This window comes from Streptomyces sp. NPDC031365 (genome assembly GCF_055569765.1).
This window is the reverse complement of record NZ_JBVIIM010000015.1, coordinates 174,543-189,224: the sequence shown is the minus strand read 5'-3', so window position 1 is coordinate 189,224 and position 14,682 is coordinate 174,543. Positions and strand designations below refer to the sequence as shown.

General features: G+C 71.5%; 14 protein-coding genes. 5 read left to right on the top strand and 9 right to left on the bottom strand.

What is annotated here, in order from left to right; all coding sequences use genetic code 11:
- Positions 1–140 precede the first annotated feature (140 nt).
- The gene (locus ACZ5C2_RS22795) at positions 141–866 is read right to left on the bottom strand and encodes a lysophospholipid acyltransferase family protein (RefSeq protein WP_468793841.1); all 726 of its coding nucleotides are present in this window, start codon (positions 864–866) and stop codon (positions 141–143) included.
- A gap of 194 nt (positions 867–1,060) precedes the next feature.
- Here ACZ5C2_RS22795 and ACZ5C2_RS22790 point away from each other — a divergent pair, with 194 nt between their 5' ends.
- Entirely contained in the window at positions 1,061–1,516 is a 456-nt protein-coding gene (locus ACZ5C2_RS22790; RefSeq protein WP_468793838.1) for an RpiB/LacA/LacB family sugar-phosphate isomerase, read from the top strand.
- Positions 1,517–1,550: 34 nt separating this feature from the next.
- On the opposite strand, the gene ACZ5C2_RS22785 is transcribed toward ACZ5C2_RS22790, so the two are convergent.
- The 4 genes from ACZ5C2_RS22785 to ACZ5C2_RS22770 all read right to left on the bottom strand — a co-directional run bounded on the left by ACZ5C2_RS22785 (position 1,551) and on the right by ACZ5C2_RS22770 (position 6,816).
- Positions 1,551–4,007 carry a SpoIIE family protein phosphatase gene (locus ACZ5C2_RS22785; protein WP_468793835.1) on the bottom strand — a complete coding sequence of 819 codons (2,457 nt, stop codon included), beginning with the start codon at positions 4,005–4,007 and terminating at the stop codon, positions 1,551–1,553.
- Positions 4,008–4,143: 136 nt separating this feature from the next.
- A complete protein-coding gene (gene rocD, locus ACZ5C2_RS22780; protein ID WP_468793832.1) occupies positions 4,144–5,370 on the bottom strand; it encodes an ornithine--oxo-acid transaminase in 1,227 nt (408 codons plus the stop codon).
- A complete protein-coding gene (gene ddaH / locus ACZ5C2_RS22775; protein ID WP_468793829.1) occupies positions 5,367–6,188 on the bottom strand; it encodes a dimethylargininase in 822 nt (273 codons plus the stop codon). Before ddaH ends, rocD begins: the two co-directional genes overlap by 4 nt.
- A 124-nt stretch (positions 6,189–6,312) precedes the next feature.
- Positions 6,313–6,816, bottom strand: a complete 504-nt coding sequence (locus ACZ5C2_RS22770; protein WP_468793827.1) for an Lrp/AsnC family transcriptional regulator — start codon at positions 6,814–6,816, stop codon at positions 6,313–6,315.
- Positions 6,817–6,936: 120 nt separating this feature from the next.
- On the opposite strand from ACZ5C2_RS22770, the gene ACZ5C2_RS22765 reads away from it, so the two are divergent.
- Genes ACZ5C2_RS22765 through ACZ5C2_RS22750 form a run of 4 tightly spaced genes read left to right on the top strand, consistent with a single transcriptional unit; the run spans position 6,937 to position 11,027 of the window.
- Entirely contained in the window at positions 6,937–7,722 is a 786-nt protein-coding gene (locus ACZ5C2_RS22765; protein ID WP_468793824.1) for a LytR/AlgR family response regulator transcription factor, read from the top strand.
- Between the two features lie 10 nt (positions 7,723–7,732).
- Positions 7,733–8,092 carry a hypothetical protein gene (locus ACZ5C2_RS22760; RefSeq protein ID WP_468793821.1) on the top strand — a complete coding sequence of 120 codons (360 nt, stop codon included), beginning with the start codon at positions 7,733–7,735 and terminating at the stop codon, positions 8,090–8,092.
- A gap of 20 nt (positions 8,093–8,112) precedes the next feature.
- Complete coding sequence (locus tag ACZ5C2_RS22755; RefSeq protein ID WP_468793818.1) at positions 8,113–9,825, top strand: sodium/solute symporter; 1,713 nt, start codon at positions 8,113–8,115, stop codon at positions 9,823–9,825.
- On the top strand, positions 9,822–11,027 hold the full coding sequence (locus ACZ5C2_RS22750; protein ID WP_468793815.1) for a sensor histidine kinase: 1,206 nt from the start codon (positions 9,822–9,824) through the stop codon (positions 11,025–11,027). The genes ACZ5C2_RS22755 and ACZ5C2_RS22750 overlap by 4 nt, the downstream gene beginning before the upstream one ends.
- A 21-nt stretch (positions 11,028–11,048) precedes the next feature.
- Here ACZ5C2_RS22750 and ACZ5C2_RS22745 read toward each other — a convergent pair whose 3' ends face one another.
- From ACZ5C2_RS22745 to ACZ5C2_RS22730, 4 genes are all read right to left on the bottom strand, one after another.
- Entirely contained in the window at positions 11,049–11,225 is a 177-nt protein-coding gene (locus tag ACZ5C2_RS22745) for a membrane protein (RefSeq protein ID WP_037934856.1), read from the bottom strand.
- Between the two features lie 333 nt (positions 11,226–11,558).
- Positions 11,559–12,509 carry a cytochrome c oxidase assembly protein gene (locus tag ACZ5C2_RS22740; RefSeq protein WP_468793812.1) on the bottom strand — a complete coding sequence of 317 codons (951 nt, stop codon included), beginning with the start codon at positions 12,507–12,509 and terminating at the stop codon, positions 11,559–11,561.
- A gap of 204 nt (positions 12,510–12,713) precedes the next feature.
- Positions 12,714–13,739, bottom strand: coding sequence for a 6-phosphofructokinase (locus ACZ5C2_RS22735; protein WP_468793809.1), 1,026 nt, complete (start codon positions 13,737–13,739; stop codon positions 12,714–12,716).
- Positions 13,740–13,939: 200 nt separating this feature from the next.
- A complete protein-coding gene (locus ACZ5C2_RS22730) occupies positions 13,940–14,668 on the bottom strand; it encodes a type 1 glutamine amidotransferase (RefSeq protein WP_468793806.1) in 729 nt (242 codons plus the stop codon).
- Between the last annotated feature and the right edge of the window lie 14 nt (positions 14,669–14,682).

Sequence of the window (14,682 nt, the reverse complement as noted above, 5' to 3'; positions counted from 1 at the left end):
ACCCCCCAGGTCATCCGTTCGACAGGGGGACACAGTCATGCCGGACCCGGAGGCCAGCGGCCCTCTTGCAGGACCGCGAAAAACATAACGGGGGCGGCCGGAGCACTCCGGCTGCCCTCGTCAGCCGAATGCCCGCGGGTTCAGCCCCTCGGCAGACGCGGGAACCGGCGCTTCTCCTCCGCCTTGCGCTCGGCATCCTCCGCCTTGGCGACAGCCGCGTACTTGTCGACGTACTCCTGCTCGGAGAGGGAGAGGATGGCATACATGATCTCGTCCGTGACGGCGCGCAGGATCACCTTCTCGTTCTCCATGCCGGCGTAGCGCGAGAAGTCCAGCGGTTCGCCGAAGCGGATCACCACGGGGTGGATCCGGGGAATCACCGTGCCGGGCGGCTGCGCCTCGAACGTGCCGATCATCGCGCAGGGGATCACCGGGACGCCGGCCTTGAGGGCCATCACCGCGACACCGACCTTGCCCTTGTACAGGCGGCCGTCGTGGGAGCGCGTGCCCTCCGGGTAGATGCCGAGCAGTTCCTCCCTGCCCAGCACCCCCAGCCCCTCCCGGATGGCGGCCTGCCCGGCGTCCTTGCCGGAGCGGTCGACGGGGATCTGGCCCGCGCTGCGGAAGAAGAACGCCGTCAGCCGGCCCTTGAGGCCGGGGCCGGTGAAGTACTCGGCCTTGGCGAGGAAGGTGATGCGCCGTTTGAGGACGGCCGGCATCAGAAAATGGTCAGAGAAGGACAGATGGTTCCCCGCGACGATGGCGGCGCCGGATGACGGAACATGCTCCAGGCCCTCTATTCGCGGGCGGAAGACCAGTCTCAGCAGCGGGCCCAGCAGCACATATTTGAGCAGGTAGTAGAACAAAAGCACGCTCCTCGACTCTGACGAACGGGCAGTGCCGCCGCGTTCCAGCAGGTCATCCGGCACGTCGTGAGGTGCCAGTCTAGGACCGGGCGGCGCGGCCCGGCACCACGTCCGACGCGACCGGAAGCCACCGGGCGCCACACGACGGCTGAACGCCCGTCAGCGCGCCCGGGGCGGCGAGTAGGCTCGCCCGTATGCGGATCTCCGTCTCCTCCGACATGGACGAACCCGTGGCCCATGCCCTCCTCGCCGAACTGCGCGGGCGAGGCCACGATGTACGCGTGCACGGCGCTCTCAGTCCCGGCGACGACCCGCAGTGGGCGGTCTCCTCCGAGGCGGCGGCCCGCGAGGTCGCCGAGGGAGCGGCCGACCAGGCGGTGGTCTGCTGCTGGACCGGCACGGGCGCCTCGATCGCCGCGAACAAGGTGCCCGGCGTGCGGGCCGCGCTCTGCGCAGACGCCTACACGGCGGACGGCGCGCGCCGCTGGAACGACGCCAACGTACTGGCCCTCAGCCTGCGGCTGACGTCCCCTCCGCTGCTGAAGGAGATTCTCGACGCCTGGTTCGCGGCGTCGCCCAGCGACGATCCCGAGGACCGGCGGAACGTGGAACGGACGGCTCGGCTCGACCGCACGCGCACCGGATCGTGACGGGCGCCGGTCACCACCGTCGTCGGTCACCGGATCACTCCAGCGGCGCGGTCAGCGACTGCTCCGCCCAGATGACCTTCCCGTCGGGAACGAACCGGGTACCCCACCGCTGGGACAGCTGGGAGACCAGCAGCAGCCCGCGCCCGCCCTCATCCATCGCGCGGGGATGGCGCAGATGGGGTGCGGTGGCGCCGCCGTCGAGCACCTCGCACACCAGCGCGCGCTCACGGATCAGCCGCAGCCGGACGGGACCGGAGGCGTGTCGGATGGCGTTGGTGACCAGTTCGCTGACGACCAGTTCCGTGGTGAACACCAGTTCGTCCAGCCCCCAGCGGGACAGTTGCCGTGTGGCGGTCCTGCGGGCCTCGGCCACCACGGCCGGATCCGCCGACAGATCCCAGGCCGCGACCTGTTCCGGGGCGAGACGCCTGGTACGGGCCATCAGCAGGGCCACGTCGTCGTACGGGCGGGCCGGCACCAGTGCGTCGACGACGGCCCGGCAGCTCGGCCCCAGCGGGCTCGAGGCCCGGGCGAGCGCCTGCCGCAGCCGTTCCCGGTCCGTGTCGGCGGAGAAGGACCCTTCGCGGCCCAGCAGACCGTCCGTGTGCAGGACGAGCGTGCTGCCCTCCGCCAGGGTCAGCTCCACCGCCTCGAACGGCGGGCCGCCCACACCGAGCGCCGGGCCCTGCGGAAGGTCCACGAAGGTGACCGTGCCGTCGGGTGCCACCACGGCGGGCGCGGGGTGGCCGGCGGCGGCCATCGTGCACCGGCCGTCCACCGGGTCGTAGACGACGTACAGACAGCCGGACCCGAGGGACCGGCCGGGGGCGTCGTCCCCGGGCTCTCCCTCGCCCCCGTCCCGCGCCGACCGGGAGGCCAGGTCGTCCAGATGGGCGAGTACCTCCTCGGGCGGAAGATCGATCGCGGCCAGCGTCCGCACGGCCGTGCGCAGCCGCCCCATGGCGGCCGCGGCGTCGATGCCGTGCCCCGGTACCTCGCCGACGACCAGGGCGACGCGGGCGCCGGACAGCAGGATCAGGTCGTACCAGTCGCCGCCCAGACCGGTCAGCTCGTCGGCCGGGCGGTAGCACGCGGACACCTCCACGGCGTCCTGGTCGGGCAGCCGGCGGGGGAGCAGGCTGCGCTGGAGGACCAGCGCGGCGTCCCGCTCGCGGGTGTAGCGCCGGGCGTTGTCCACACAGACGGCGGCACGGGACACGAGATCCTCGGCCAGACTCAGGTCGCCGGCGTCGAAGGGGTCCTCGCGGCGGCGGCGGAAGAACAGGGTGACGCCCAGGGTGACGCCCCGGGCCCGGATCGGGACGATCATCACGCTCTGCAGCCCCAGTTCCAGGAAGGTGGACTCCCGGTCGCCCGGCGACCCCACGAGCCACTCCGGGGCGAGCGGGTCGAGCTGCTCCTGACGCCAGGACCTGCCGGTGGTCAAGCAGCGCACGGGCGGCGAACCCGCCAGGTAGGTCACGACCGCGCCGGTGTCCACGACCGTCCGTGGCAGGTCCTCGTACAGCGAGCGGTGCCCCGCGTGGCGCAGGGGCACCCGGTCCGAGTCGCTGAGTGGCCCCGGCGGGAGTTCGGCACCCCGCAGCACCGTCTCCAGCAGATCCACGGTGACGAAGTCCGCGAGCTCCGGCACGCCGATGTCCGCCAGCTCCTGGGCCGTCGTCATGATGTCCAGGGTGCGGCCGATGTACTGGCCGGCCCGGTCGAGCAGGGCCAGCCGCTGACGGGCGCGGTGCCGCTCCGTGATGTCCACGACGGTGTAGTACACGCCTATCGGGCTGCCCCGGTCGTCATCGAGGCGGGTGAACGACAGCATGTGCGCGGTCTCGCGCAGCGGTGCCGACCGGACGCGGCCGACGTGCTCGTAACCGACCACCTGTTCGCCGGTGTCGAGCACACGCCGCATCTGCGCCTCGACGGCGTCGGCGTTCAGCCCCGGCTGGACGTCGGCGAACCGCAGGCCCAGCCGCCGGCCGGCCGGGCCCCCGCCGAACTGCTCCAGCGCCGCGTTGGACCACACGAAACGCAGATCCGTGTCCACGATCGCGATCCCGATGGGCGTCCCGGTGACCATCTGCTCCAGCACGGCGCGGCTCATGTCCCAGCCCCCGGAGCCGGCCAGCTCGGACAGCAGCACCAGCAGCGAGGTGCGGCCCCGCGGCTCCACGGTCGGCGTGACCCGCACCATCACCGGAACCTGGTGCCCGTCCCGGTGCCGGGCCGTCATCAGCCCCGCCCAGTCACCGTCGGACCGGCACCGCTCGACCAGGTCCGGCACCCGCTCGGCGTCGCCGGGGGTCAGCAGTTCGCCGAACTTCCGGCCCACCACCTCGGGCGCGCCGTACCCGAGCAGCCGCTCGGCGCGACCGGTCCAGCTCGACACCATGCCGTGCGGATCGAGCAACAGGGGAGCGGCGTCGGCCACATCGAACCCCTGCCGGGCACCATCCTGCTCCTCGTGTCCGCCCACGGCCGACCTCTCTGTCGCTGAGAGTGGTCTACCACCTCTTGTCCCCATCTTCACCCTTGAGGCCGGGCGGTGGCTCCCTGGGCGTGGCCGGGCGGTACCGTCCCCCGCCCGGGCCGGCGAGGGACGGCGGGGCGGTTCAGAGGTGGCCGGTGAGTACCTTCTCCAGGGTGGCGAGGGCGTCCTGGAGCTCCTCCGCCGTGATCGTCAGGGGCGGGGCCAGCCGGATGGTGGAACCGTGGGTGTCCTTGACCAGGACGCCCTCCCGCATGAGGCGCTCGCTGACCTCGCGGCCGGTGCCGATCGCCGGGTCGATGTCCACGCCCGCCCACAGTCCGCGGGAGCGGAACCCGACGACGCCCTTGCCCGCCAGCGCCTGGAGGCCCTCGCGCAGCACCCCGCCCAGCTCAGCCGCCCGGCGCTGGAACTCACCCGTCTCCAGCAGTTCCACCACGGCCGTGCCGACCGCCGCGGCCAGCGGATTGCCGCCGAACGTCGACCCGTGCTCACCGGGGTGCAGTACCTCCAGCACCTCCCGCCGGGCCACCACCGCCGACACCGGGACGATGCCGCCGCCCAGCGCCTTGCCGAGCAGCAGCACGTCCGGGACGACCGGCTCGTGCTCCACGGCGAGCGTACGGCCGGTGCGGCCGAGGCCCGACTGGATCTCGTCCGCGATGAACAGACACCCCTCGCGGCGGGTCAGCTCCCGCACCCCGGCCAGATAGCCGTCGTCCGGGATGATGACACCCGCCTCGCCCTGGACCGGCTCGATCAGCACCGCCGCCGTCGTCTCGTCGACCGCTGCCTCCATCGCGGCGAGATCGTTGTACGGGACGACGCGGAAGCCCGGGGTGAAGGGGCCGAAACCGGCGCGTGCCACCTCGTCCGTCGAGAAGCTCACGATGGTCGTCGTACGGCCGTGGAAGTTGTCCGCCGCCACCACGATCGTCGCCCGGTCGGCCGGGACGCCCTTCACGTCGTAGGCCCACTTGCGGGCCACCTTCACCGCGCTCTCCACCGCCTCCGCACCGGTGTTCATCGGGAGCACCATGTCCAGCCCGGTCAGGGCGGCCAGCCGCTCCGCGAACTCCGCGAGCCGGTCGTTGTGGAACGCGCGCGAGGTCAGCGTGAGCCGGTCCAGCTGGCGGTGTGCGGCCTCGATCAGCGCGGGGTGCCGGTGGCCGAAGTTGAGCGCCGAATAGCCGGCCAGCATGTCGAGATACCGCCGGCCCTCGACATCCTCCACCCAGGTGCCCTCCGCACGGGAGACGACCACGGGCAGCGGATGGTAGTTGTGCGCGAGAACCGGCTCCTCCGCGCCGATCAGCTGGGCAGACGTACGCGCGGGGACGACAGAGGTCATGAGCGGATCTCCTGAGTGCAGCACTTGATGCCCCCGCCCGCCTTGTGGAACTCGGACAGGTCGACGGGGACGGGAACATAACCGCGGTCGGCGAGCCGGGCAGTGAGGTCCGTCGCCCCCGGTGAGACGAACACATGGCGTCCGTCGGAAACGGAGTTCAGGCCGAACGCCATCGCGTCCTCACGGGTGGCGGTCACCGCGTCCGGATACAGCCGGGCGAGCACCTCGCGGCTGCCCGGTGAGAACGCCTCCGGGTAGTAGGCGACGTTCTCCTCGTCCAGCACGAACAGCGCGGTGTCCAAGTGGTAGAAGTACGGGTCCACCAGCGTCAGGCCGATCACCGGTACGCCGAAGAACTCCTGTGCCTCCCGATGCGCCTCCCGGCTGGTGCGGAACCCGGTGCCGGCGAGGATCCAGCGCCCGGCGGGCACCAGGTCACCCTCGCCCTCGCACACCGACTCGGGGTGCTGGACGTCGTAGCCCTCGGACTTGAACCAGGCCTCGTACGGCACCGACTCCGGGCGCCGCTCGGGCGCGAGATAGCGGGAGCCGAACACACGGCCCTCCACGACGACCGCCGCGTTCGCGGCGAACACCATGTCGGGCAGTCCGGGCTCCGGCTTCACGGTCTCCACGGTATGGCCGTGGTCGCGGTAGGTGTCGACCAGCGTCCGCCACTGGCGCCGGGCGAGGGACACATCGACGGAATGGCCGGGACGGTCGGGATGCATCCAGGGGTTGATCGAGTACCGGACGGCGAAGTGTCTGGGTTCGCAGACGAGGTAGCGCCGTCGGCGCGCCACACGGGATTCGGGCACAGAGGGGTTCCTCCGCTTCCACGCGGTGCTGACAGGGGGTGCCTCCACGGTAGGAACCCATGGGGACGGACGACAAGGAAGAAGAGCTGCGTGCCCACGCAGGATCACTGCGTGTTCACGGCGCTCAGCGCACGTCTGATGCGCCGTCCGGCGCGGGCTGGCTCACTCCCGCCTCAGGACTGTCCGGCAGCAGATGGGACAGCACCATCACACTGATCGTCTTGCGGATGAACGGCTCCTGGCGGATGCGTTCCAGCACTTCCTCGAAGTGCTCCACGTCCCGCGCCCGTACGTGCAGCAGCGCGTCCGCGCCCCCGGTCACCGTCATCGCCGCGGCGATCTCCGGGTGGTTGCGCACCACCTCCGCCAGCCGCCGGGGCGGCGCCGCTCCCTCGCAGTACACCTCGACATACGCCTCCGTGCGCCAGCCCAGCGCCGCCGGACGCACCGTCGCCGTGAACCCGGTGATCACCCCGGTCTCGCGCAGCCGGTCGACCCGGCGCTTGACCGCCGTCGACGACAGCCCGACGGCCGCGCCGATTTCCGCGAAGGACGTCCTGGCGTTCGCCATCAAAGCCGTGACGATCTTCCGGTCGAGTTCGTCGAACGGCGTGGGCCTGCTGCTCATGACGGCACTGTATCCAGCGCCGTCCGGTCGTCCGCCGTCCCGTGCCCGTCCGCCGTCCCGGGCGGGGACGCCGAGCTTGGCACATGCCAGACGCGGAAATCACCCCTACACTCCAGCTTCATGCTGCGCGCCCTCGCCGTCGACGACGAACGTCCCTCGCTGGAGGAACTGCTGTACCTGCTGAACGCGGACCCGCGCATCGGCAGCGCCGAGGGCGCGGGTGACGCCACCGATGCGCTGCGCCGCATCAACCGTGCCCTGGAATCGGGTCCCGACGGGCCCGACGCCATCGACGTCGTCTTCCTCGACATCCAGATGCCCGGACTCGACGGCCTCGACCTCGCGCGGCTGCTCAGCGGGTTCGCCCGGCCGCCCCTGATCGTGTTCGTCACCGCCCACGAGGACTTCGCCGTCCAGGCCTTCGACCTCAAGGCCGTCGACTACGTGCTCAAACCCGTCCGCAAGGAACGTCTGGCCGAAGCCGTCCGCCGGGCCGCCGCGCAGCGCCACGCCACCCCGCGCGACACCGCTCCGCGCGACACCGCCCCGCGCATCCCCGTGCACGAACCCGACCCCGACCACATTGCCGTCGAGCTCGGCGGCGTCACCCGCTTCGTCGCCGTCGACGACATCACCCATGTCGAGGCCCAAGGTGACTACGCCCGGCTCCACACCGACCGCGGCAGCCACCTCGTACGGATCCCGCTGTCCACCCTGGAGGAGCGCTGGCGCTCCCGCGGCTTCGTCCGCATCCACCGTCGCCATCTGGTCGCCCTGCGCCACATCGGCGAACTCCGCCTCGACACCGGCACCGTGAGCGTCCTGATCGGATCCGAGGAACTCCAGGTCAGCAGGCGCCACGCCCGCGAACTGCGGGACCTGCTGATGCGCCGGACCACGAGCTAGGGGAGCACACATGCCCCAGGACCCGACCGAACGCCGGGTGGTCGTCACCGGCCCGCCCCGGCGCACCCGCCGCACCTCCGGCTACTACCGGCCACGCACCGAGATCGACGAGCAGACCACCCTCGGACACACCTACGTCCGCTCCCTGATGCGCATCCAGCTGCGGGCCGGGCTCACCGTATTCGCCGTCCTGGCCCTGCTCATCGGCCCGCTCCCGCTGGTCTTCGCCGTCGCCCCCGACGCCCGCCGCCTGGAGTGGGCGATCCTCGGCTTCGGGCTGTACCCCCCGCTCGTCCTGCTCGCCCGCTGGTACGTACGCCGCGCCGAACGCAACGAACGCGACTTCGTGCGGCTCGTCGAGGACCGCTGAGACCCGGGACCTCCAGCACCGTGAACTACACCTACGCCGTCACCGCCGTCGGGCTCGTCGTCCTCGCGACCGTCCTCGTCGGCGCCTTCGGCCTGCGCATATCCCGTACCACCTCCGACTTCTACGTCGCCTCCCGCACCGTCGGCCCCCGCCTCAACGCCGCCGCCATCAGCGGCGAGTACCTCTCCGCCGCCTCCTTCCTCGGCATCGCGGGCCTCGTCCTGGTGCAGGGCCCGGACATGCTCTGGTACCCGGTCGGCTACACCGCCGGCTATCTGGTCCTGCTGCTGTTCGTCGCCGCCCCGCTGCGCCGCTCCGGCGCCTACACACTGCCCGACTTCGCCGAGGCCCGGCTCGCCTCGCAGCCGGTGCGACGGCTCGCGGGGGCCTTCGTCGTCGGCGTCGGCTGGCTGTACCTGCTGCCCCAGCTCCAGGGCGCCGGTCTCACCCTCACCGTCCTCACCGGCGCGCCCGACTGGCTCGGCGGAGTCATCGTCGCCGTCGTGGTGACCGTCATCGTCGGCGCCGGCGGCATGCGCAGCATCACCTTCGTCCAGGCCTTCCAGTACTGGCTGAAACTCACCGCCCTGCTCGTCCCCGGCCTCTTCCTCGTCCTCGCGTGGCAGAGCGACGGCGCGCCCAGCCACGCCTTCGACGAACCGGCCACCTTCCGTGAACAGCGGGTGGTCCGGATCGACGACTCCCTCCACATCCGGCTCACCGAGCCGCTCACCGTGACGGTGGACGGCACCGTCGACGGCCGGTCCCACGACGGCACCGCAGTCGCCCTGTCCGCCGGCACGCACCGCATCGACAGCGGCACCCGGCTCACCTTCGCCGAGGGCGCCGAGGTCCCCGCCGCCGGGCGGGGAGCCGACGACGCCCTGTCGCCCTCCCGCGCGGAGTCCCGAGAGGAACGCCCGCTGTACGCCACGTACGGGCTGATCCTCGCCACCTTCTTCGGCACCATGGGCCTGCCCCACGTCGTCGTCCGCTTCTACACCAGCCCGCACGGAGTCGCCGCACGCCGCACCACGGTCGCCGTCCTCGGCCTGATCGGCGCCTTCTACCTCCTGCCGCCGGTCTACGGCGCCCTGGGCCGGCTGTACGCCCCCGAGCTCACCCTCACCGGCGACGCGGACGCCGCCGTCCTGCTGCTGCCCGGCCGGATGATCGGGGGAGTGGGCGGCGACCTCCTCGGCGCACTGGTCGCCGGGGGTGCCTTCGCCGCGTTCCTGTCGACGGCCTCCGGGCTCACCATGGCCGTCGCCGGGGTCCTCACCCAGGACGTGCTGCCCTCGCGCGGGGTGCAGCACTTCCGGCTCGGCACCGTGCTCGCGATGGCCGTACCCCTCGGAGTGAGCGTCCTGGTCGGCGGACTGCCGGTGGCCGACGCCGTGGGCCTAGCCTTCGCCGTGTCGGCCTCCTCGTTCTGCCCGCTGCTGGTCCTCGGCATCTGGTGGCGCCGGCTGACCCCGCCGGGTGCCGCTGCCGGGATGCTGGTGGGCGGCGGCTCCGCGTTCCTCGCCGTCGCCGCGACCATGGCCGGTTACCCGGGCGCGGGGCCCTGGCACGCCCTGCTGGCCTGGCCCGCGCTCTGGTCGGTGCCGTTGGGCTTCCTCACCATGATCCTGGTGTCCCTGGCCACCCCCGGCCGGGTGCCGCCCGGGACGGCGTCGGTCCTGGCCCGTTTCCACCTTCCGGAGGAACTGCGTACGGAGGTGTCCTCGTGAGCGGCTTCCTCGCCGGTCTGCTCGTCGCGGTACTGCCCCTGCTGGCCGCCGGATTCTGGCTGGGCCGGCGCACCGCCCGGCCCCCCAGCCTCGCCGGACTCGGCACACCCGTCGAGCACGCCACCTTCGAGACCCTGCACACCGCATCCCTGGCCACGCCCCCGCTGCGGGCCGGTCTGACCGAGGAGACCGCCGGAAAATCCGCCCGCAAGCTCCGCTCGCTCCTGGGCACGGACGCCCTGTGCCTCACCGACCGAGAACAGGTTCTCGTCTGGGACGGCGCCGGCGCCCACCACCGCACCGAGATCATGGAACGTCTCACCGGCCCCCTCGACACCGGCCGCGGCGAGGCCTTCCCGCTCACCTGTGACACCCCCGACTGCACGGTGCGCTGGGCCGTCGTCGCCCCGCTCACCGTCGACGACCGGGTGCACGGCGCGCTCGTCGCCTGCGCGCCCCGCGAGTCCGCGGTCCTGGTCCGGGCCGCCGGGGAGGTCGCCCGCTGGGTCTCCGTCCAGTTGGAGCTCGCCGACCTCGACCAGTCCCGCACCCGTCTCATCGAGGCCGAGATCAGGGCCCTGCGCGCGCAGATCTCCCCGCACTTCATCTTCAACTCGCTCGCCGTGATCGCCTCCTTCGTGCGCACCGACCCCGAGCGCGCCCGGGAGCTGCTGCTGGAGTTCGCCGACTTCACCCGCTACTCGTTCCGCCGGCACGGCGACTTCACCACCCTCGCCGACGAGCTCCACGCCATCGACCACTACCTGGCACTGGTGCGGGCACGCTTCGGTGACCGCCTCTCCGTCACCCTGCAGATCGCCCCCGAGGTGCTGCCGGTCGCCCTGCCCTTCCTCTGCCTCCAGCCACTCGTGGAGAACGCCGTCAAACACGGTCTGGAGGGCAAGGCCGACCGGTGCCACATCCAGATCACCGCACAGGACGCGGGCGCCGAGGCCCTCGTCGTCATCGAGGACGACGGTGCCGGCATGGACCCCGGTCTGCTGCGCCGTATCCTGGCCCGCGAGGCCAGCCCCACCGGCGGCATCGGACTGTCCAACGTCGACGACCGGCTCCGCCAGGTCTACGGCGACGACCACGGCCTCGTCATCGAGACAGCCGTGGGCGCGGGAATGAAGATCACCGTCCGGCTGCCGAAGTACCAGCCGGGCGTGCACCTGATGGGGCGGCTCACCCCGAAGTGAGGCCGCCGCCCGGGGCGCTCCTCAGGTGCTGCGGGTGGCGACCATCCCCAGGGTGATCAGGCCCAGGACGACCCAGCCGAACCACAGCCAGCCGTTGCTGCCGAGCGCCACCGTGTACGCGGTCACGGCGACCAAGGCGCCTACGGTGAGCACTCCCATGGTCTTCGTCGACGTGGAACCGTTCGTGGTACCGGGCATCGCAACACCCTCCTCATGGTTCGGCTCCCTCCATGGTGCCCCCGTTCTGCCTCCTTACGGTGCTTCGCGGACCGGCGGATCGAAACCTGGTCACGCGGCGCCACCCCGCGCACACGCCGCGTCCGACCCGGTACGCGCCTCGGTGAGCGTGACGTCCTCGCCCAGCCGGGTGAAGCCCCGGCACCCCCTCGTCGTACTTCCCCGCGTACGACACGGGCCGTGTCTCCCAGCGGGAAGGTGGGCACGTCCGGACACGTCCCGCCGCTGCATCGTCACGATGGCCCGATGGCCCGATGGCGCGTTCAGGGGACGGGAGAACAAGGGAATTACGCATTACTTCCCGGGTGCGTTCAATGAGGCCAGATAGGCGTTGTACGCCTCGAGTTCCTTGTCCCCGTCCCGGTCGGCGGCGCGGTCCTGGCGCTTCGCCTGCCGCTGGTCCGAGGCGTACCACTGGAACAGCAGCGCGATCAATACCACTACGGAGGGGACCTCACTGAACGCCCAGGCGATGCCACCGGCGGCGTTCTGGTCGGTCAGCGCATCGATGCCGAGTGAACCGGGCGGGTTTTCGAAGGTCGTGACCATCGGCGTCGACGCCATCATCAGCGCGATACCGAAGAAGGCGTGGAACGGCATTCCCGCGAACAGCTCCAGCATCCGCATCAGGTAGCCCGGCCGGTGCGGGCCCGGGTCCACTCCCATGATCGGCCAGAAGAACACCAGGCCGACGGCGAGGAAGTGCACCATCATCGCGATGTGGCCCACCTGGGAGCCCATCAGGAAGTCGAAGAGAGGGGTGAAGTACAGGCCGTACAGGCTCGCGATGAACAGCGGAATGGTGAATACCGGATGGGTGACGATCCGCATGTAGTGGCTGTGCAGCAGCATCAGCAGCAACTCGCGCGGTCCCTTGCGGCCCCGCCCGGCCGGCGGCAGCGCGCGCAGGGCGAGGGTGATGGGGGCGCCGAGCAGGATCAGGATCGGCGACACCATGCTGATCATCATGTGCTGCACCATGTGCACGCTGAACATGACCATGCCGTAGTCGTTCAGCGCGGTGCACATCATGAGGCCGATGCTCAGCACACCGGTGACGAACGCGACGGTCCGTCCCACCGGCCACTTGTCACCGCGCCGCACCAGCCGGGCCACGCCCCAGCCGTACAGCGCCAGCCCCAGCAGGCAGGCGACGAGAAAGAAGGGATCTGCCGACCAGGCGAGCCCTCGCCCCAGCGTGAACGGCGGCAGATCCATGGTCATGCCGTGCCCGCTGTGATCCATGCCGGCTCCAGTTTCGTGCGGGTTGTACGCAATCCGTCCGCACCAGAGTAGAACCGCCCCCGGCGGCATCCGTCACCGGGGGCGGTAAGCGTCCCGAAGGGGCGCGGGGCTGTACAGGTGTGCGGCTCCGCCGCGGGGGCGCGATCCGCCACGGACGGCCCGCACCCCGCGACTCACCTCAGGGAGCGAGCTGCACCCGGAGGGTCACAGCACGCACTCCGCCTCCGCGTACCGCGCTTCCGGCACCGTCTTCAACGTCTCCACCGCCTCGGCCAGGGACACCATGACGATGTCCGTACCCCGCAGCGCGGTCATCCGTCCGAACTCTCCCCGGTGCACCGCTTCCACCGCATGCCACCCGAACCGCGTCGCCAGCACCCGGTCGTATGCCGTGGGCGTGCCGCCGCGCTGGACGTGCCCGAGGATCACCGGCCGCGCCTCCTTGCCGAGCCGCGACTCCAGCTCCAGGGAGAGCTGCCGGGCGATCCCGGCGAACCGCTCATGGCCGTAGACGTCCTTGCCGCCCTCGTCGAAATCCATGGTGCCGGCCTTCGGCTTGGCGCCCTCGGCGGCGACCACGATCGCGAACCGCTTGCCGGCGGAGAACCGCTCGCCGACCTTCGCGGTCAGCTCGTCGATGTCGAAGGACCGTTCGGGCACGACAATGGCGTGCGCACCGGCCGCCATGCCGGAGTGCAGCGCGATCCAGCCGGTGTGACGGCCCATGACCTCCACGATCAACACGCGCTGGTGGGACTCGGCGGTGGTCTTCAGCCGGTCGAGGGCCTCGGTCGCCACGCCGACGGCCGTGTCGAAGCCGAAGGTGACGTCCGTGCCGGCGATGTCGTTGTCGATGGTCTTCGGCACACCCACTATCGGCAGGCCGTTGTCGGAGAGCAGCCGGGCCGCCTTGAGCGTGCCCTCACCACCGATCGGGATGATCGCGTCGAGGCCGAGTTCCTGGACGTGCCCCCTGGCCCGCTCCACACCGTCCCGCAGATGTTCGGGGCGCACCCGGGAGGAGCCGAGGATGGTGCCGCCGCGGGCGAGGATGCCGCTCACCGCGTCGAGGTCGAGTTTGAGGTAGTCGCACTCGAGGAGGCCCTTCCACCCGTCGCGGAAGCCGATGACCTCGTCGCCGTGGTCGACGACGGCACGGTGCACGACGGACCGGATGACGGCGTTCAGGCCGGGGCAGTCGCCGCCGGACGTGAGGACACCAATGCGCATAGCCCGAAACAACCTTCTCGATGTGGGCCGGGACCGGACCGCGCTGTCCGGCTCGATCCTCGTCACCCTAGCGGCTACGGGGGGCCGGACCGCATCCGGCGTCCGCCTGGTGGACGACCCCGCTCACCTGTGCGGGGCAGGCGTCAGACGGGCCGTCCGGGGTCCGTCCGGCGCCCGGTGTCCACAGGGGCGCGGACGCCTCAGGCGGGCTGCTGCGCCGCAGCGATCCGCTCGTTCCGCAGTGCCTCGTACCAGCGGTCGTCGGTCGGCGGCAGTGCGTTGACGTCGAGCGCGAGCTTCAGCAGCAGGTCGGCGATCTGCGGGTTGCGGGCGAGTACGGGGCCGTGCATGTAGGTGCCGAAGACGGTGTCGTTGAACGCGCCCTCGGTGCCGTCCCCGGTGCCGTTGCCGTTGCCGAAGCGCACCTGGGCGAGCGGTCGGGCCGTGGGACCCAGATGGGTGACGCCCTGGTGGTTCTCGAACCCGGTCAGCGGGGGCAGTCCCAGCTGCGGGTTGATGTCCGCCAGTACGTCGCCCACGCACCGGGCGCCCTCGCCGCGTACCGAGACCACGTCGAGCAGACCGAGACCGGGCTCGCGCTGGCCGAGGTCGTTGATGAACTCGTGGCCGAGGATCTGGTAGCCGGCGCAGACCGAGAAGACGATCGCGCCGTTCCCCACCGCGCGGTGCAGACCGCCGTCCCGGCGCAGCCGCTCGGCGGCCAGCCGCTGCGGGCGGTCCTCGCCGCCCCCGATCAGGTAGATGTCGCCGGAGGTCGGGATCGGCTGGTCGCTGCGCACGTCGAGCCGGGCCACGTCCAGCCCGCGCTGCCGCGCCCGGCGCTCGACGACGAGAGCGTTGCCCTGGTCGCCGTAGGTGCTGAGCAGGTCCGGGTAGATCCAGACGACCCGCAGCTGGTTGTCGCTCACTTCAAGTCCCCTGA